Here is a 16,524-nt window from a genome sequence, read left to right as displayed (position 1 = left end):
ACAATTTTTCAATAGATTAATGTATACTTTCAAACTCTCTGTCTATTTTTCATTTAAAATGACAAAAGGTCAGCAAATGTAATAACCACTCAAATATCCTTGCTCCGATACTTATCTATCCTTACTTCAAAAACTTTTCAATCCCTCTCTAATAAAGTGATTATAAGCTCAACAAAATCATTGTTCAATCCAATTATTTATATAATAATGATAGGTATAACCTATCATTAAACTTGAGGTGATTCCAATCGAATTAAGACAACTTGAATATTTTTTAGCTGTTTCAAAAGAATTGCATTTCACAAAAGCAGCTGAGAAACTAAATATTTCACAACCTTCTCTAAGTCAGCAAATACGTGCATTAGAACATGAAATAGGACTGCCGCTTTTCGATCGCATTGGTAAAAAAATATCTTTAACTGACGCAGGAAGGATTTTATTATTACATAGTAAAACCATTTTTCATGAAGTTGAACAAGCTCGTTCCGCTATTCAAGACTTAAACGGATTACAGCAAGGTTCCTTAACAATAGGCTCTTTGTTAACCGTCGTAAATTATTTACTACCACCAGCTATTTTAAATTTTAATCATTTATATCCCAATATAGAACTTTCTGTATTAGGGCTTCGCACCGGAGATATTCGTGAAAAATTATTACAAAATGAACTAGATATTGGCATTACATTTCTCCCGGTGCAAGATAAGGAGATTATTTCTACCTCTCTATACAAAAGTGAACTTACATTAGTCGTACCAACCAATCATCAATTAGTTGAACGTAATCATGTATCTATTGCTGAATTACAGAACTACCCTTTAATTCTTTTACCTAAAAATTTCTTTTTAACCGAACTAATTACATCTCATTGTCAAAAATTTAACTTTAAACCAAAACCAATTTTAGAAATTAGTACGATGGAATCTTTAATCCAAATGGTTTCAAAAGGAATGGGAATTACAGTGTTACCAAAACCGTATATAGACTTTTTACAAAATAAAAACATTCGAGCTATTAAAATAGAAAATCCTACTCCTACAATAGAAATTGGCCTTATTTATAGAAAAGATAAATATATGTGTGCTGCAACTCGAGAGTTTATTGAGCAACTAAAAAGAACAGTACATTCTTTACAAAGCTAAACAAACAAAAGAGATTATCCTATTGAAATCGTTTCACAACGCTCTAGTAGAATAATCTCTTTTCAAAACAAAATACAACATAACTTTTAAACTCAAATAAATTTCAATGTACCTTTTTAGATATTGGAATATATTTCGTAAAATATGCCCCGACTAGTAATAAAACAATTGAAATTAACCAAATAAAAATACCGCCAAAGTTAAACCAATATGCAAGCAAATTTAAGATTGCTAGTGTAAAGAAACAAATTGAAGTTAACGCACTCTTCAATCCTTTTACTCCTGCTTTTTTTCTTTTTTCATTAGTAATATACATTGAAACGGCAACAAATAAGATAAGAACAATCGGTAACATTACTTTTAGCAATGGCAATCCCTCCCGTACATACACCTTACTATTACCATTTTATCTCATTTATTCTTCTTGAATCAATTAATAGCGTTCTTCTCTCCAAAAGTCAGTATACGTTTTATTATTAAATTTCACATTTACCTGAGAAAATGAAAGACTTCCTCCAACTTTCAATGAGTACCAGTCGTTGAATAGTGGAGATCCGAAGCAAATATTCATTGTACGATTATGCAAATCAAATAAGACAGAATGTAAAGTTCCAAACCATTCTTCATAATTATGTACTGTCAGCCCAGTAGGATACTCTCTTTCTACTAATTCTTTTAAAGAATCCATGCTCACTTGTTCATTTCGATTTAAATGTTCATACAATGTGTAATATCTGTTTGTAGATTGTTCTAATCTTCTATTATTCAATTTTTGAACAGATAAACTAATTGCATGATTTGTTGATACGATAAAATCTTGGTTTTCCTCATCAATTGTGGTTATTGATTTAAAACCGTCAAATATTTCAATACGTGCTGCGTCTAAAGGATCTGCTACAATTAGATTAATATTACTTGCAATTGGCATTTCATCAACTATTGATATCGCCTCCTGCACATTTTTACATTTCTCCAATAATACTCGAATTACCGCAAAGCATTGTAAACCACTTAACACTGGCTTTCGTAAGCCTTCAATATTCCCTACTGGTTGACCACATGCTGAAAATGTAACAGATAACCCATGCTCGTTAACTCCTTCTGTTCGACCGAAATAAAAAGTAGAAAAGCCACTATGCACATATGCACCTTCAACATGTGTTGAGCAAAAACGCATATCATCTATTTTTGGTGACAAATCATAATTTCTTAATACATATGTGTGCTTTGAATCTGTCTTTTTAGGTAATACGACACAATGACTACATCCTGCTTTTAATAGTGTTTGATAATAATACATCAGATTTCTAGCAGGAATTTTCAACACTTCACAAAACCCTTCAATTTCTTCATTAATTCCTGGACAATATTGATTTAATATATTTCTAGATTCTGTCCAATAATTATCTGATACTAAATGTTCTTGCTGTATAAATTGTGGAATGAGATACGGATGATTTTTCACAAACTCTCCTTGTTGCTTTCCAATATCATAATGACTTCCTTTTAATGATGAAAAGTACCCCTTTACTTGGTACATCTAAATCCCCCCTTACATCTAATTTATCCATATCATACCAAATGAATTTTATTCATTCTTGATGTTTTTTACTGTCTTTCAAATCAAATTTGGCTGGAATAAAGAAAACAATTATAAAATAAAAATTAGGAAACTGTAATCATTAACAGTTTCCTAATTTACCTATACTATATTATCCCCTCTTCCACCAACGTTTCTGCAATTTGAACCGAGTTCCAAGCGGCCCCTTTTAATAAATTATCGGAAACAATCCAAAGATGGAATCCTTTTGGTGTATCAGGGTCTTTTCTAATTCTCCCGACAAATGTATCTATTTTCCCTTCTGCATATAATGGCATTGGGTACAGCTGTTCACTAGGATTATCTTGCAGTACAACACCTGGTGCATCCAGCAACACTTCTCTTATTTCTGTAACAGTTGCTTCTTTTTCAAGTTCTATATAAACCGATTCTGAGTGCCCGGATACGACCGGAACACGCACACAAGTAGCTGCCATTTTCAAGTTTTGGTCCTCCAAAATTTTCTTCGTTTCTTGAATCATTTTTACTTCTTCAAATGTAAAATCATTATCTGTAAATATATCTACTTGAGGCAATACATTAAACGCAATCGGATAGTGTTTTTTATCTTTTTTCGCTGGCAGTATAGTACTCTTAACCTCTTCACCTTCAAGCATTGACTTTGCCTGTTCTTTTAATTCATGAATCGCATGAATTCCTGAGCCTGACACAGCTTGGTATGTGGAAACAATAATTCGTTCCAATCCGAATACTTTTCGAATTGGTTGAAGTGCCGTCACCATCTGTAATGCTGAACAATTCGGAACTGCTATGATACCGTTATGCTCCTTTAAAGTGTGCGCATTTACTTCTGGAACAACGAGTGGTACATCGTGCGCCATTCGGTATTCACTTGTGTTATCAATTACGATGGCACCACTAGTGACTGCGTGATTAACAAATTGTCTAGACACTTCTCCTCCAGCGCTAAAAAAGGCAATATCTACACCTTCAAAGCTAGTTGCTTTTGCCTCTTGTATCATTATCTCTCGTCCTTTAAATTGCACTAACTTGCCAGCGGATCGTTTTGACGAAAGCAATGTAACTTCAACTATATTAAATTTAGTTTCTTTTTCTAACAGTTCAATAAATTTCTGTCCTACTGCACCTGTAGCACCAACTACAGCTACATGATAGCCCTTTTTGATCATCATTTCTCCTCCAATATAACTTAAATGAATATTTCTATAATTTCATCTTATAAAGAATTTAATCATTTGGAAAATTGAAATACGTGATATAATCATTCACAAATCATGATAATAAAAGAGGGATAGCTTATGGAAATGAGACATGTTAAAACATTTTGTGCCATCGTTAAGTATGGTAGTTTTTCTAAAGCTGCTCATGCGTTAGGTTATGCGCAATCTACTGTAACAGCGCATATGAAAGCATTAGAAAACGATTTACGTCTCCCTCTATTCGATCGATTAGGGAAAAAAGTACTTCTTACAAAAGCAGGTCATCAATTTCATCCTTATGCTCTAGAATTACTAGCTATTTATGAAAAAGCGCAAGAAATCCCTCAAAATAGTGATGATTTAGAGGGAACTTTAACGATTACATCTAACGAATCATTAGCAGTGTACCGATTACCACAATTATTACGTATATACAAACAGGAGAATCCGAAAGTAAATATCATACTGGAAACAACTACAAACGAACAAGCAATGAATAAGCTACGTGAAGGAGAAACAGATGTTATTTTCATAATTGGAGAAAGTATGGAACATAATGATTTTATTACGCGTACTTTTTGTAATGAAGCATTTGGATGGATTTTACCTCCCCATTACTCTACACACTCTAATCCATTTTGTTTACTAAATGATACTCAATTTATCTTTACAGAACAAAGCTGCGGCTATAGACCGATGGTAGATCGGTTTTTACGTCAAAGCGGAAATATTCCAGCTAAAACATTTGAAACTTCCAACGTTGAAGTCATTAAACAATCTGTGATGTGTGAGTTAGGAATTTCAATTCTTCCTTACATTGTTGTACAAGAAAGTTGTCAAAAAGAACAACTCTGTTTTCAGCCTATCGAAACTTCAACAGTTATTCAAAGCCATGTAATCTATCATAAATCTAGATGGATTTCACCCGTTTTACAATCGTTTCTTTCCTTACTAGAGCGAGACTAAAAGGTGCACAAAAAAAGAGTAACTGCCTAATAAGCACTTACTCTCTTCCAATATTATCTTATTTATTAGTCTGTCCCCCATCTGCAATTAATTTACTACCTGAATATGTACCTTTTTGCATAAACAATTGATTAATTAACTCTTTTTGTTCCGCTTCTGACATTACTCCTTTTCCTTCGCCTAAATTCCCGCTTTGTAATTTCCAAATCTTGTTGTGATCCGCGTCCATCTTTTCATATTTTCCTTGTTTCCATCTCTCTAAAATATCTGCATATGTATTTCCTTGTACTAGATCATTACTCTTTACAATATCAAGTAAACTTTCAATTCGTTCTTGTGTGATAAAAATATAGCCCCACTTTTGATCAGCTTTCGTTTTTTGATGTGCCATTTCATGTAATGCTGTCTGTATGTTCTCATCTGTCCATTTAAAATTTTTATTAAAACCGCTATTTGGTAATGAATGATTGCCATTTTCTAAAAGCTTTGCATCTTCAGCTTTTACATTACTATCAGCTAGTACTTCTGCTGCCGGAGCAGCTGGTGATGCCTTTTTCGCAGCTGGTTTACTATTATTTAGATAATACAGCATACCATATGTTACACCTACGCCGATTACCGCCATACCAGCTAAAATACCTATTATTTTAAAAAATGTTTTCATCTTGCTTGTTTCCTCCCACATATCCCATTCATATTTTCTATTTCTCGAACCACATATATATTTCCTTATATTATATTTCTTTTCTTTATCAATTGAAAGATTATTCTGTCAAAATATCCGTCTTTTTCAAATGCAGATCCATCTCTAAGCATTTCGTTTTAATTTTATAAAAATATATGCTAGCCTACATATAAAGGAGATGAATAAATATGAGTTTATTGTATAGCGGTTTAACTTTTTTAAACTTTGACGATACATATTTATTACAAAATAAACTTCATTCTTATTCACATGAAGATATTGATTTTAGTCATTTAGAGCACACAAACCTGTATTGCGAGATTCCTTCTTTAAAGCGTATAAAACGGGAGTTATATCGTAGAAAGCAAAGAGGAATCACCTTTATCGGTTCTGGAAATTATCATTATGTATCTTATTTGCTACTAAAAGAAATAGATGAACCATTTAGCCTTATTTTATTTGATCATCACACTGACATGAACTTAACAGAAGAAAATGAACATACTCTTATTTCTTGCGGGTCATGGGTATCGTTCGCACTTCAAAATAACCCAAAATTAAAGAAAGTAATTATTATCGGACCTTCTTCTTTAACCATTCATTCTAATGATTATTCATGCGTAGAAGTATTCCCGATAGATACAACTTATGAAGTATCTACACATACGATACTTTCGCATATTCATACAGATACTATATATGTAAGCATTGATAAAGATGTTTTAGATTCAAAAGTAACTATTACAAATTGGGATCAAGGACATATGAAACTTTCTACACTATTAAAATGTTTACATTCTCTTATTAGGAATAAAAATGTTTATGGTATCGATATTTGTGGTGAACTACCGGTTTATCCTTCTCAGCTCTTTCTAGCTAAATATGCAAATGCTATTAAGAAAAATGAAAAAGCAAACTTACAAATTTTAAAATCAATATATAATACATAAAAAAACAACGAGTACCTTATAAGGCACTCGTTGTTTTTATGCACGATGTTCTTTTAACCACTTCGTAATCGCATCTAACCTCGAAACATCAAAACGTCTCTCTTCACACACATTTAAACTATTTAAACTTTTCACAATTTCTAATTCATTCGATTTTACACTTTTCGCATCAATCATTTTGCAATATCCGTCTGTAACAGCATTTAAATTTTCATAATAACGTTGAAACGATTTTGATATATGTAAATGTTTTTCAAAGTTTCTTCTTCTTTTTGTCTCGTCAGATTCTTTCCGTTTTCTAAGTTCTTCATCATTCGTATATAAATAAAAATATTGATCGGGAAAACCAATTTCCCTATGTACCAGCTTTTCTTTATAAAAGTTTTCTATTAAAGATAACGGCTGATTAAATATATCAAAATGGAAACACCAATTATAACTAAGTGGTTGATAAATGTCGCCATCAAGTATTACTAATTCATATTGCTCTGATTTCTGCGCTGCTATTTTCCAGCGCTCTACTTGTTTTTCAAAATACCATGTTCTATGTTCGTTTTTTGGTCTTTCAAATAATACATTCACTTCAGGTATAATGTACGCACCATAATTTTTTTCTAACTCACGACACGTGCTACTCTTACCAACCGCACTTGCTCCCTCAAACGCTATAATCCCCATAGTTTCTCCCACTTTCATTAACTTAAATCTCTTTGCTTTGCATTTTTTCCCCATAACTGTCTCCATAAAACAATTGAAGCAATAGAAAGCATGATTGTTGTAATGATACTCCCCTCAATACCGAACGAGCCCCCATGAAGGACTTCCGATCCTTTTGTTACAGGTTTAAAAAGTGGTGTAGAATACATTGCCATTCCACTTACTGCAAAACCATAAATATTAAACTGTGCCCAATTCCACAACGAATGCCACGCGCATATCCCCCAAAGACTACTGTCCTTTAAAGCGTAAAAAGCTGCAAATACACCAACTAATATTATATTCGATATTGAAAGAATTGTAATACCTGGATTTAGTAAATGAAGAAAACCAAATAAAAAAGAAGTTACAACAATCCCAATCCATATACGGCTTCTAACAGAAAGGACTGGAAATAACCAACCTCGAACAACAATTTCTTCTGTTGCACCTTGTATTAAAAAAGCAACTAAAGATCCCACAATTCCAATTATAGCGGTTGGCGTAATTTGTTGCATTTGTAGTTGTACATTTCCTGTAAATAAAAGTAGCATTACTGGTATTGAAATGAAAACAAAACCTATTAATGCACCTCTCAAATATTTTCTTATCCACTGTTTTCTCCAAAAACCAATGGATGAAATTGATCTTTTCTCTACAAATCTAACCCATAAAAAAACAAAAAATACAGCTCCGCCAAACGTCAATTTCATCTCAATATCACTATAAATTGCCTTCATTAAAAGTGTTTCTGCTTTCGGTAAAAACAACATAAATAACATGAACAATTGACCTAAAGTTAAAAATACAATTGCAAGTATAACAGCGAATATTGGATGAACTTTTTTTCTTCCTTCTTTAGCTGCTTCAATTATTTTAAATTGAGTAAATTGCAATATTCTCGCCTCCATAACAAATATATTAATACTATATATCGTTTCCATAATACAAACTTTCAATAAAAATGTTCTCCGTTTAGCATAAACCTAAATTTGGAATAATATATAAATAAAAGAGATGACTTTGTGCGTTTTACTATTATCACCAAGATTATTCACTGGTATTACCAGCACTTGCTATTTCCCACCATTTGTTGTAAGATAGTAATTAAGGTCAATTTAACACTATATTTCCTTTGCATATTATCAAGTATCAATCAGGATTATTTTGTACTCCTTATGGGTGTTTGATAATATGTGAACTTTTATTTTTCATTCAAATAAGGCCGATCATATTGTAATCTTTTTAAATTTTAGGAGGCATTACCATGACATTAACAGGTAAAGTAAAATGGTTTAACAGCGAAAAAGGTTTCGGTTTCATCGAAGTTGCAGACGGTAACGACGTATTCGTTCACTTCTCAGCTATCACTGGCGACGGCTTCAAGTCTCTTGACGAAGGTCAAGAAGTTAGCTTCGAAGTTGAAGACGGTAACCGTGGACCTCAAGCTAAAAACGTTGTAAAGCTATAATTCAAACAATAAAAAGGTTGTTACCAGCTCGGTTAACAACCTTTTTAATATATAACTAAAATTTTTTACATAAAAGGAGTGGTTATATGTATCGCAATCGAAAGAACGATGTAGCTGAAGTACCACCAGAACAAACCCCTGTCTGGGAATGTGAATCAGAGGATTGTTTAGGATGGATGAGAAAGAATTTTTCATTTGAAGAAGAGCCTAAATGCCCTTTATGTAAAAGTAGCATGAAAAGCGGAGAACGTTTATTACCTAAAATAGGTTAATTTTTACTTACCCCCCTCTTTTATAAGAGGGGGTTTTTATTATAAATTTATATCCTCTACATCCGTTCGAACTATAGAATACAATAGTGCATCATGTTGCTTATTTCCTTGATGAATATAGCCACGTAATGACCCTTCCTTATGAAAGCCTATTTTAGATAACATTTTACAAGAAGTAACATTTTCAGGGTATGTAATAGCTCCAATTCTAAATAAGCCTAAATCTCGAAATCCATAATGAATAATTTCTCGAGCCGCTTCTGACGCATAACCATTCCCCCAATAACGAGGATGTAAGTCATATCCAATTTCAGATCGTTTACTCCATAGTTGTAAATTATTTAATCCAATTGTACCCACTAAAGTATTTGTTTCTTTTAATACAATCCCCCATCGTATTGCCTTTTTCTCAAAGTAATTTTTTGAAAAAGATTCAATCATACGTGAAGCTTGTCCAAACTCCGTAAAAGAATTCATACCGTAATAACACGTTACTTCATCCAATGAAAAGATTTCATATATTTTTTGACAATAAGATTGTTCTATTTCAACTAAACGCAAACGTTCTGTTTCTAATATAGGAAACGCCACAGGATCACTCCTTTCTTTCTACTCATTCATTATAGCAGAAAAAGTATTTATAATTAGGAAAGTCCTCAATGTCCCATTTATCAAATATTTCTAGAGAAGCTTATCCTCTTAATTCAATACGAACTAAAAATAACCCTTCTTGCTTTTGCATAATTAGAAAAAATAAAGGGGTGATCAAAATACTATGCTCTATTTATATGCAACTAATGCCCAATGACATGGAGCTGTTTGTCTCCAGTTTACACTTAAAAAACCAGTTTCTCTAAGTAGTGTATCTAACTTATTAACAAAAGGATACAATCACATTCCCCGCTCTTACCTTCATTTATAAAAGTTAATTGTATTATTTTCATTTTCAACACTCCGTCTTATAATTTCAATTCCATGCTCACTTTTCTCTTCTAAAACAACACCCTCCCCCCATACATTTATGGTAAAATATAGTTAAAACTTTACTGTGGAGGTGTAAATGTTCTATGTATATATTCATCGGCTTATCCCTCTTACTCATATTACTCATATTTTTATTTGCAAAAAAGTTCGCCCCAAATTCATTCATGATGACTAGTTTTAAAGGTAATAGCTTTATGACATTTTCAATCGGCATGTTAATCGCTTCCACTCTTTCGCTTTCATATGGAATCTATCACGCAGCAACCTATCAACCTAAACATTTAGATATCACGTTACAAAATCAAAACTTTACTGTTTTCGGTAATGTCGGAGAGCTTGGATATTTCTCAGAAGTATTACTAAAGAAAGATACAGAAGTTGAACTACATTTTGCCTCTTGGGAAGTAATGCAATTAAATAATCCAGAAATAATAGTTAACTATCCTTCGGGTAAACAGGAAACATGGAAACCGAACATAACATCACTTCCAGCCAATAAATTAAAAGAGAAACATGGCATAAAAGAGCTTTATCAACTCTCATCATATTCATTTAAAGAATCTGGGAACATAGCATTAACGATTACTGAGAATAATACAATTAATAAAAAAATTTCAATTCAAGTGAAATAAATAAAATGTCCCTCCAATATACTGGAGGGACATTTTATTTATTTATTTATTTATTCTATGTTAGTTTGACGATTCATTTAATGTTGCAATTATTTCATTTGCAGTGTTCTTCCCATTTCCAATACACGCACCAATTCCGACACCGTAATATGAGGCTCCAGCTAAGTATACATTAGGATAAAGATCCGTCATTTTTTCTTGTAATATTTGAACAGCTTGATTATGTTCTAAATGATATTTCGGCATTAAATCTTTCCACTTTGTAACTTCAACTACTTCTGGTTTCCCTTTAATTCCCAGGCTCTTTTCAATATCATATAAAGCGACTTGTACCAATTCTTCTTCACTATAATTTTTAATCGCTGCATATACTGGATTTGTACTCTTATAAAACATTCTTACTAATAGCTTTTGTTTTCCCGATGTATGCTTCCACTTCCGGCTTGTCCATGTACACGCATCACAATGTAAATCACTGTTTTCCGTTACGATAAATCCTGTGCCGTCCGCCGGTAATTGTTCATCAAGTATATCAAATCCTAAGTAAATACTTATAAGAGATGAGTTTTTAAATGTATGAAACTGCTCGTTTAACTCATTAGACTGTAATAAAGTTTCTGCGATATCATGCGGAGCTGCTAAAACAACATAATCAGCTTGGATTGATTCATGATTTGCAAAGGAGATTTCATAGCGATCACCTTGTTTCCTTACGGCAGTCGTTACAGCGCCTTTCTTAACGACTGTCTCAGTCAGCATTTCTTCTAAACGATCAATAATCGTAGATAGTCCACCTTTAAATGATACGAACTTTTTGTTTCCTGCTGATTGAAACTGTTTTTTATTCTCTCCAAAACCTTTAATAATACTTCCATATTTATTTTTATAATCCAGTAAATACGGTAATGTCGATGCCATAGTAAGTTCATTCAATTTACCGGAATATACTCCTGAAAGCACCGGAGCAATTTGTCTTTCCACTAACTCTTTCCCTAAAAAGCTTTCTAAAAATACAGCAAGTGAAGTATCTTTTGTAAACTCTTTATTTTTCGTTATAAAATCTTTTAAAGCAACAATTTTCCCTTTCGTTGATACTAGCGTACTGCTAAACAATGACTCCACACTCATCGGTATCCCAAATATAGTGTCAGATGGAATTGGGTGTAAATTATTATCAGAATGTATGTAAGAAATACCCGTTTCGTTATATACCATTTCTTCTTCTAAATTCAAATCTTTTACAAGCGGCATAACATGTTCATTACGAGCAACGATAGAATCCGCTCCTGATTCCATAATAAAATCCTTTTCTTCTACACTGTGGATTTTACCACCTAAGTACTCTTCTTTTTCTACAAGGATTAAATTTAAATCGATATTATTATCCTTTTTTAATTTTTCTAAATAAAACATAGTAGAAAGTCCCGTTATACCTCCACCGATAACAACAACTGTTTTCATATGTACTGCGCTCCTAACCGATACAATTAATAATTCCTTTATTATTATACCCAAAAGTCCTTATATTCGACTAGCAGCTTGTGCATTCTGTAAGAAATTAGACAATATATTCGAATATATTTCTGGTTGATCGTTATGCACTAAATGACCAGCAAACGGAATAACAGCAATATGAATATTATCGTTTAATTGTTTGAACGTTGTAGTAGCTGTAACTTCATCTTCTGCATCTCCCCCAGCAATACAAAGTGTAGGTATTTGAAGATTAGCTACATCACCTGTTTCATCAAACGGGTACCAATCTTTAACTTGCCACGATTCAAGTAATGCTTTCCAATCACTTTTCTCATGAATTTCATTCATATACGTTATAACTTCTTTATTTTCCATCAATTCCTGATGACACTTTGCTTCATACTCCTGAGACTCTTCCCAATTTTCTCTCTTAACCGGAAAAATACCTGAAAAAGTTAATGTTCTCACTTTATCTGGATATTTTTTTGCAAATAATAAAGCGACTAATCCTCCTAGTGAAACACCAGCTATATGACATCTATCAATTTGTAAATGTACTAACGTATCATGTAAATCCTTTACAGATCGTAGGAAATAATTCTCCAACGTCCCCCCTGATCTTCCATGTCCTCTTAAATCAGGACGAATGACTTGATAGTTTTTTTCTCGAAAAAATGCTACCTGCTCTTCATACTCTACTAAACCTGTCATACCACCAGAGTGTAAAAGCACAATTGGTTCCCCTTCGCCTGAAATGTGCGTATGTAATATCATATATCTCCCTCTTTCAAAAACAGAATATTCTATCTGTTATTAGTATATAGAATATACATCTGAATTTCCAAATAAAAAAGAACTATAACATTTTCAAATCATGCCATAGTTCTTTTTATTTTAAAAACATAAAGTAATTAATCAATTTGTCTATTTCTTGACTTAATGCCAATACTTTTTCATGTTGAATTCCGTAATCCGATACTAAATATAAAAGTTCTTCTTTCTTTATTTCAATGACTTTTTCCAATTTCACTAATTCCATGTCGTTTTACTTCTCTCTCCAATACTAAAATATATGTATTTTAGTATAGCCTATTTACATAATTAGTAAAAGTAAAATAAGCATGTAAAATCTTACAAATAAAAAAATAATATACTATCAACAAAAAATTTTAAATTTAACCCTTTATACAGATCATTAGACTTCATTATGTATTAATAACAAATCGGAATTTCTCTAATGTAATATCTTTATATTCTGGAGCTCTCTTTATATGATCAAAATAACTATATGAGAATTTAAAAACATGCCCGAAATCCCAATCAAACGCACTATAGTCTTTTAGCCAAAATTGATTTTCTGTTGGTAATACATAAGCACGTTTTGATTCGATTAAAGGTAAACGATCTATAGGTGAGTGCAAGTTAATTTCAGTATTCGGCATAAGATATTGACTAGCACGTAACACGTATACTAGTTTTAACAGTGGACGTATCCCTCGTTGGAATATATCTCTATGCCCTAAATCATACATAATATTAATTGCATGAGAAAAAGTAAGTAAATGACCAATTAAATCATGATGCGCTTCCGCTCTATAAATAATATTAAATTGCGAGAGCTCCTTTAAAATAAACTTAGATAATTGTTTCGGATTTTTGAATTCACTTTCTATCTCATCGTTTATACTTAATTGTTTTACTTCCTTCGTCGTAAAACCAATCCACGATCTACCAGGAATTGTTTTTCGAAACGATAATATAAGGTTAGTAATCCCTTCAATTGCTTGATTATTCCCCCATTTTTGTAACTCTTTCATAGCTAATAAACTTAATGCAGCATAAATGACATTATGCCCCACCCAATGAAGTTCATCAATTGTATGCTCCATTGATTTTATAATCAGTTTTTCAGCACTTTGAAAATCAATTTCTTTTTTACTTTCGATGATTTCACCTAAGTTTTGATTGTTCAACATCATTTTTGTTTGAGAATACATACTACGATTTATCTCTTCTTCCATATTGTTATCTTTCATAAAAAAATAACTAGCAATTGCAGCTGCTCCGAAATGCGCATGCCAAATATCATTTGTTTGTTTTTTACACTGAGAAATAATTGAAAGACCCTCTCTTAAAACAGTTTTATTTTCCATCTATTTTTCCCCCGTAATAAAAATCACTTAATACTCATCCTAAAGATGGTGTCAATACAAATAAAATATGATTGGATTCATCACTTTTATTCAAAAAGCGATGTTTCACATTTGGCGGAATACGTACAACATCGCCTTCTTCTAAAAAATATTCTTTTCCTTCTAACTCCACATACACTTCTCCTTTCATAACAACAGCAATCTCTTCTTTATCTTCATGTGAATAGTGACTTTCCGTTGTGTTTGCTTGTTTATTTAAATCCATTATTAACATTTCAATTCGTGCTTTCATAAAATCCGGTGTTAATACATCATATACAATGTGATCATTGTTCTCCCGATACACTTTTTTTCGATCTTTTTTCTTAGAAATGAGTGAATCTGTATCAATCTCATTAATAAAAAGTGTAAATAGCGGTACATTTAATGCTTTCGCAATTAATTCCAATACACTTAAAGAAGGATTCGCATATCCTCGTTCAATTTGACTAATTAGTGAAGTACTAATTCCTGCATAATCAGCAAATTCACGAATTGTCATATTATTTTTCTTACGATAACTTAATACAGTTTGTCCGAGTCTATCATGTATCATAGTAAAACCTTCCTTTCGTTCATCATATTGCATGTTTCGTTGTCTTTGTGCTGACATAGTAAACAAAGGCAAATAATCCTTTCCTATCGCCTTAAGGACTTATATACTTACCTTTGTACATTATATCGTATTTAGTTCATTATAATAAACGATCTATCGGAGGGACAAACTGTGAAATCACCTATTCTTTCATATTGCATCTTATTTTTCGGCGTATTCGCCCTATCAACTTCAGCAATTTTCGTAAAATTGGCAGATGCTCCTGCGGCTATCATTGCTTTTTACCGTTTATTTTTTGCTGCACTGATTCTGTTACCGTTATTACTATTTAATAAAAATAATCGAAACGAGCTAAAAACAGTAACAAGAAGACAATGGGGATTCGGATTCATATCCGGGCTATTTTTAGCTACACATTACGTACTATGGTTTGAATCATTACAATATACTTCTGTAGCGAGTTCTACAGTTATCGTAACGTTACAACCTTTATTTTCAATGATTGGTGGTTACTTTCTATTTAAAGAGAGATTTACGAAAGGAGCGGTCATTGGTTGCCTCATCGCTATTTCAGGAAGTATCGTCATCGGATGGCAAGACTTCCAAATTAGTGGAGACGCATTATACGGAGATATTTTAGCCTTTATTGCGGCCGGAATTATTACCACTTACTTTTTCATTAGCCAACATGTTCGTAAAGATTTATCACTTATACCGTATTCGGTAATTAGTTATGGAAGTAGCGCCTGTTTTCTCGGTATATTTGCCTACACGCAGCAAGAATCTTTCATCCATTACTCTACACAAACTTGGTTGTGCTTTATCGGCTTAGCATTTATTGCTACAATTTTAGGGCAAACAGTTTTTAATTGGTTATTAAAATGGATGAGTGCTACTGTAATCTCTATGAGTATTTTAGGAGAAACGATTGGAACTTGTATACTAGCGTACTTTATATTAAATGAGACTATTTCTTTACAACAAGGGCTAGGCATTACAGTTATTTTTATTGGTTTAGCATTATTCTTATTACAACCAAAACTACCGAATCACAACTAACAAATAAAAAAGCATGACATTAATTTGTCATGCTTTTCACTATTCATTATGTACAATTAAACCATCAGGTCTAAAACGACTCATCATAATTTCATTAATAAACTTTCCGTGAGCCTTCAAATTCCCTACTTTTATTCCCTCTTCTACAAATCCAAATTTTTCATATAGCGATTTCGCTTTCGGATTCGTTTCTAAAACACCAAGCTCTACTCGCTCTAACATTAACCAATTATCAGCTAAATCAAGCATTTTTGTAAGAAGTGTTTTCCCAATGCCTTTATTATGATATTCACTATCTACCCCCATAAACAAATCCCCCGAATGAGATCTACGTCCTGGGCTTTGGGTTAATCCAACAAATCCAACAACTTTTCCATCATACTCTGCAACAAATTCAAATTGATTTGGCGCTAAATTAAGAATTCTATTTTCCATCGCATCTACACGCATACTAGGTAAGAAAACCATATAAGGTAATACATCATCTTGTATGCATATACGATGAATTGCTCTAGCATCTTGTATTTCTACCGCTCTTAGTTTGACCTCCATATTTTCTCCCCTCTATATTCATAACAATACATTATTCATTCTAGACCCCTGGGTGAAACCCCTTCTCTTCTATATTTCTTTATGTTATTTTTACATAATCATTTCAGTATA

General features: G+C 32.4%; 20 protein-coding genes. 7 read left to right on the top strand and 13 right to left on the bottom strand.

All coding sequences use genetic code 11. The features are described 5' to 3' along the window. Positions 1-238: 238 nt before the first annotated feature. Positions 239-1,141: a LysR family transcriptional regulator gene (locus ACSG5Z_RS04460; protein ID WP_435710759.1), complete on the top strand. Its 903-nt coding sequence runs from the start codon at positions 239-241 to the stop codon at positions 1,139-1,141. 103 nt (positions 1,142-1,244) lie between these two features. Here the strand turns inward: ACSG5Z_RS04460 and ACSG5Z_RS04455 are convergent, their stop codons facing one another. The 3 genes from ACSG5Z_RS04455 to ACSG5Z_RS04445 form a co-directional block, all read right to left on the bottom strand. Beyond that, a complete protein-coding gene (locus ACSG5Z_RS04455; protein ID WP_435710758.1) occupies positions 1,245-1,508 on the bottom strand; it encodes a hypothetical protein in 264 nt (87 codons plus the stop codon). A 66-nt stretch (positions 1,509-1,574) separates the two neighbouring features. Beyond that, positions 1,575-2,681, bottom strand: coding sequence for a C45 family autoproteolytic acyltransferase/hydrolase (locus tag ACSG5Z_RS04450; RefSeq protein ID WP_060488746.1), 1,107 nt, complete (start codon positions 2,679-2,681; stop codon positions 1,575-1,577). A gap of 167 nt (positions 2,682-2,848) precedes the next feature. Further along, positions 2,849-3,892, bottom strand: coding sequence for an aspartate-semialdehyde dehydrogenase (locus ACSG5Z_RS04445; RefSeq protein WP_435711254.1), 1,044 nt, complete (start codon positions 3,890-3,892; stop codon positions 2,849-2,851). A gap of 129 nt (positions 3,893-4,021) precedes the next feature. Between ACSG5Z_RS04445 and ACSG5Z_RS04440 the strand changes: the two genes are divergently transcribed. Beyond that, complete coding sequence (locus tag ACSG5Z_RS04440; RefSeq protein ID WP_147787849.1) at positions 4,022-4,888, top strand: LysR family transcriptional regulator; 867 nt, start codon at positions 4,022-4,024, stop codon at positions 4,886-4,888. A 58-nt stretch (positions 4,889-4,946) separates the two neighbouring features. Here the strand turns inward: ACSG5Z_RS04440 and ACSG5Z_RS04435 are convergent, their stop codons facing one another. Further along, positions 4,947-5,573: a PRK06770 family protein gene (locus tag ACSG5Z_RS04435; protein WP_116300182.1), complete on the bottom strand. Its 627-nt coding sequence runs from the start codon at positions 5,571-5,573 to the stop codon at positions 4,947-4,949. Between the two features lie 188 nt (positions 5,574-5,761). Between ACSG5Z_RS04435 and ACSG5Z_RS04430 the strand changes: the two genes are divergently transcribed. Continuing rightward, positions 5,762-6,523, top strand: coding sequence for an arginase family protein (locus ACSG5Z_RS04430; RefSeq protein WP_147787848.1), 762 nt, complete (start codon positions 5,762-5,764; stop codon positions 6,521-6,523). A gap of 36 nt (positions 6,524-6,559) precedes the next feature. Here ACSG5Z_RS04430 and ACSG5Z_RS04425 read toward each other — a convergent pair whose 3' ends face one another. Both ACSG5Z_RS04425 and ACSG5Z_RS04420 read right to left on the bottom strand, forming a co-directional pair. After that, positions 6,560-7,201, bottom strand: coding sequence for a DEAD/DEAH box helicase family protein (locus tag ACSG5Z_RS04425; RefSeq protein WP_435711253.1), 642 nt, complete (start codon positions 7,199-7,201; stop codon positions 6,560-6,562). 17 nt (positions 7,202-7,218) lie between these two features. Further along, positions 7,219-8,115 carry a CPBP family intramembrane glutamic endopeptidase gene (locus tag ACSG5Z_RS04420; protein WP_435710757.1) on the bottom strand — a complete coding sequence of 299 codons (897 nt, stop codon included), beginning with the start codon at positions 8,113-8,115 and terminating at the stop codon, positions 7,219-7,221. 371 nt (positions 8,116-8,486) lie between these two features. On the opposite strand from ACSG5Z_RS04420, the gene cspD reads away from it, so the two are divergent. Both cspD and ACSG5Z_RS04410 read left to right on the top strand, forming a co-directional pair. Further along, positions 8,487-8,690, top strand: a complete 204-nt coding sequence (gene cspD, locus ACSG5Z_RS04415; RefSeq protein ID WP_000176365.1) for a cold-shock protein CspD — start codon at positions 8,487-8,489, stop codon at positions 8,688-8,690. 86 nt (positions 8,691-8,776) lie between these two features. After that, positions 8,777-8,962 carry a cold-shock protein gene (locus ACSG5Z_RS04410; protein ID WP_000286202.1) on the top strand — a complete coding sequence of 62 codons (186 nt, stop codon included), beginning with the start codon at positions 8,777-8,779 and terminating at the stop codon, positions 8,960-8,962. A gap of 39 nt (positions 8,963-9,001) precedes the next feature. Here the strand turns inward: ACSG5Z_RS04410 and ACSG5Z_RS04405 are convergent, their stop codons facing one another. Continuing rightward, positions 9,002-9,553: a GNAT family N-acetyltransferase gene (locus ACSG5Z_RS04405; protein ID WP_435710756.1), complete on the bottom strand. Its 552-nt coding sequence runs from the start codon at positions 9,551-9,553 to the stop codon at positions 9,002-9,004. Positions 9,554-10,029: 476 nt separating this feature from the next. On the opposite strand from ACSG5Z_RS04405, the gene ACSG5Z_RS04400 reads away from it, so the two are divergent. Then, positions 10,030-10,578: a hypothetical protein gene (locus ACSG5Z_RS04400; RefSeq protein WP_435710755.1), complete on the top strand. Its 549-nt coding sequence runs from the start codon at positions 10,030-10,032 to the stop codon at positions 10,576-10,578. 60 nt (positions 10,579-10,638) lie between these two features. Here the strand turns inward: ACSG5Z_RS04400 and ACSG5Z_RS04395 are convergent, their stop codons facing one another. The 5 genes from ACSG5Z_RS04395 to ACSG5Z_RS04375 all read right to left on the bottom strand — a co-directional run bounded on the left by ACSG5Z_RS04395 (position 10,639) and on the right by ACSG5Z_RS04375 (position 14,802). After that, on the bottom strand, positions 10,639-12,039 hold the full coding sequence (locus ACSG5Z_RS04395; RefSeq protein ID WP_435710754.1) for a protoporphyrinogen oxidase: 1,401 nt from the start codon (positions 12,037-12,039) through the stop codon (positions 10,639-10,641). A 60-nt stretch (positions 12,040-12,099) separates the two neighbouring features. Then, a complete protein-coding gene (locus ACSG5Z_RS04390) occupies positions 12,100-12,828 on the bottom strand; it encodes an alpha/beta fold hydrolase (protein ID WP_435710753.1) in 729 nt (242 codons plus the stop codon). Between the two features lie 115 nt (positions 12,829-12,943). Then, positions 12,944-13,093 (bottom strand): aspartyl-phosphate phosphatase Spo0E family protein, encoded by a 150-nt coding sequence (locus ACSG5Z_RS04385; protein WP_000424361.1) that lies wholly within the window; start codon positions 13,091-13,093, stop codon positions 12,944-12,946. Between the two features lie 166 nt (positions 13,094-13,259). Next, positions 13,260-14,207: a hypothetical protein gene (locus ACSG5Z_RS04380; RefSeq protein WP_435710752.1), complete on the bottom strand. Its 948-nt coding sequence runs from the start codon at positions 14,205-14,207 to the stop codon at positions 13,260-13,262. A gap of 34 nt (positions 14,208-14,241) precedes the next feature. Then, positions 14,242-14,802, bottom strand: coding sequence for a helix-turn-helix domain-containing protein (locus ACSG5Z_RS04375; protein WP_000581036.1), 561 nt, complete (start codon positions 14,800-14,802; stop codon positions 14,242-14,244). Between the two features lie 171 nt (positions 14,803-14,973). Here ACSG5Z_RS04375 and ACSG5Z_RS04370 point away from each other — a divergent pair, with 171 nt between their 5' ends. Continuing rightward, positions 14,974-15,861: a DMT family transporter gene (locus ACSG5Z_RS04370; RefSeq protein ID WP_435710751.1), complete on the top strand. Its 888-nt coding sequence runs from the start codon at positions 14,974-14,976 to the stop codon at positions 15,859-15,861. A 39-nt stretch (positions 15,862-15,900) separates the two neighbouring features. Here the strand turns inward: ACSG5Z_RS04370 and ACSG5Z_RS04365 are convergent, their stop codons facing one another. Further along, positions 15,901-16,413, bottom strand: coding sequence for a GNAT family N-acetyltransferase (locus ACSG5Z_RS04365; protein WP_435710750.1), 513 nt, complete (start codon positions 16,411-16,413; stop codon positions 15,901-15,903). Positions 16,414-16,524: the final 111 nt, after the last annotated feature.

Source organism: Bacillus pretiosus (genome assembly GCF_051294775.1).
GTDB classification, from domain to species: Bacteria; Bacillota; Bacilli; order Bacillales; family Bacillaceae_G; genus Bacillus_A; species Bacillus_A wiedmannii.
This window is presented reverse-complemented; position numbering and strand designations above follow the sequence as displayed.

What these genes read in the sequence shown, in the direction of transcription:
- ACSG5Z_RS04380 (WP_435710752.1), bottom strand. Translation starts at nt 14,207, where the DNA reads ATGGAAAATAAAACTGTTTTAAGAGAGGGTCTTTCAATTATTTCTCAG.
- ACSG5Z_RS04365 (WP_435710750.1), bottom strand. Translation starts at nt 16,413, where the DNA reads ATGGAGGTCAAACTAAGAGCGGTAGAAATACAAGATGCTAGAGCAATT.
- ACSG5Z_RS04385 (WP_000424361.1), bottom strand. Translation starts at nt 13,093, where the DNA reads ATGGAATTAGTGAAATTGGAAAAAGTCATTGAAATAAAGAAAGAAGAA.
- ACSG5Z_RS04440 (WP_147787849.1), top strand. Translation starts at nt 4,022, where the DNA reads ATGGAAATGAGACATGTTAAAACATTTTGTGCCATCGTTAAGTATGGT.
- cspD (WP_000176365.1), top strand. Translation starts at nt 8,487, where the DNA reads ATGACATTAACAGGTAAAGTAAAATGGTTTAACAGCGAAAAAGGTTTC.
- ACSG5Z_RS04375 (WP_000581036.1), bottom strand. Translation starts at nt 14,802, where the DNA reads ATGATACATGATAGACTCGGACAAACTGTATTAAGTTATCGTAAGAAA.
- ACSG5Z_RS04430 (WP_147787848.1), top strand. Translation starts at nt 5,762, where the DNA reads ATGAGTTTATTGTATAGCGGTTTAACTTTTTTAAACTTTGACGATACA.
- ACSG5Z_RS04400 (WP_435710755.1), top strand. Translation starts at nt 10,030, where the DNA reads ATGTATATATTCATCGGCTTATCCCTCTTACTCATATTACTCATATTT.
- ACSG5Z_RS04410 (WP_000286202.1), top strand. Translation starts at nt 8,777, where the DNA reads ATGTATCGCAATCGAAAGAACGATGTAGCTGAAGTACCACCAGAACAA.
- ACSG5Z_RS04395 (WP_435710754.1), bottom strand. Translation starts at nt 12,039, where the DNA reads ATGAAAACAGTTGTTGTTATCGGTGGAGGTATAACGGGACTTTCTACT.
- ACSG5Z_RS04425 (WP_435711253.1), bottom strand. Translation starts at nt 7,201, where the DNA reads ATGGGGATTATAGCGTTTGAGGGAGCAAGTGCGGTTGGTAAGAGTAGC.
- ACSG5Z_RS04390 (WP_435710753.1), bottom strand. Translation starts at nt 12,828, where the DNA reads ATGATATTACATACGCACATTTCAGGCGAAGGGGAACCAATTGTGCTT.
- ACSG5Z_RS04435 (WP_116300182.1), bottom strand. Translation starts at nt 5,573, where the DNA reads ATGTGGGAGGAAACAAGCAAGATGAAAACATTTTTTAAAATAATAGGT.
- ACSG5Z_RS04450 (WP_060488746.1), bottom strand. Translation starts at nt 2,681, where the DNA reads ATGTACCAAGTAAAGGGGTACTTTTCATCATTAAAAGGAAGTCATTAT.
- ACSG5Z_RS04445 (WP_435711254.1), bottom strand. Translation starts at nt 3,892, where the DNA reads ATGATCAAAAAGGGCTATCATGTAGCTGTAGTTGGTGCTACAGGTGCA.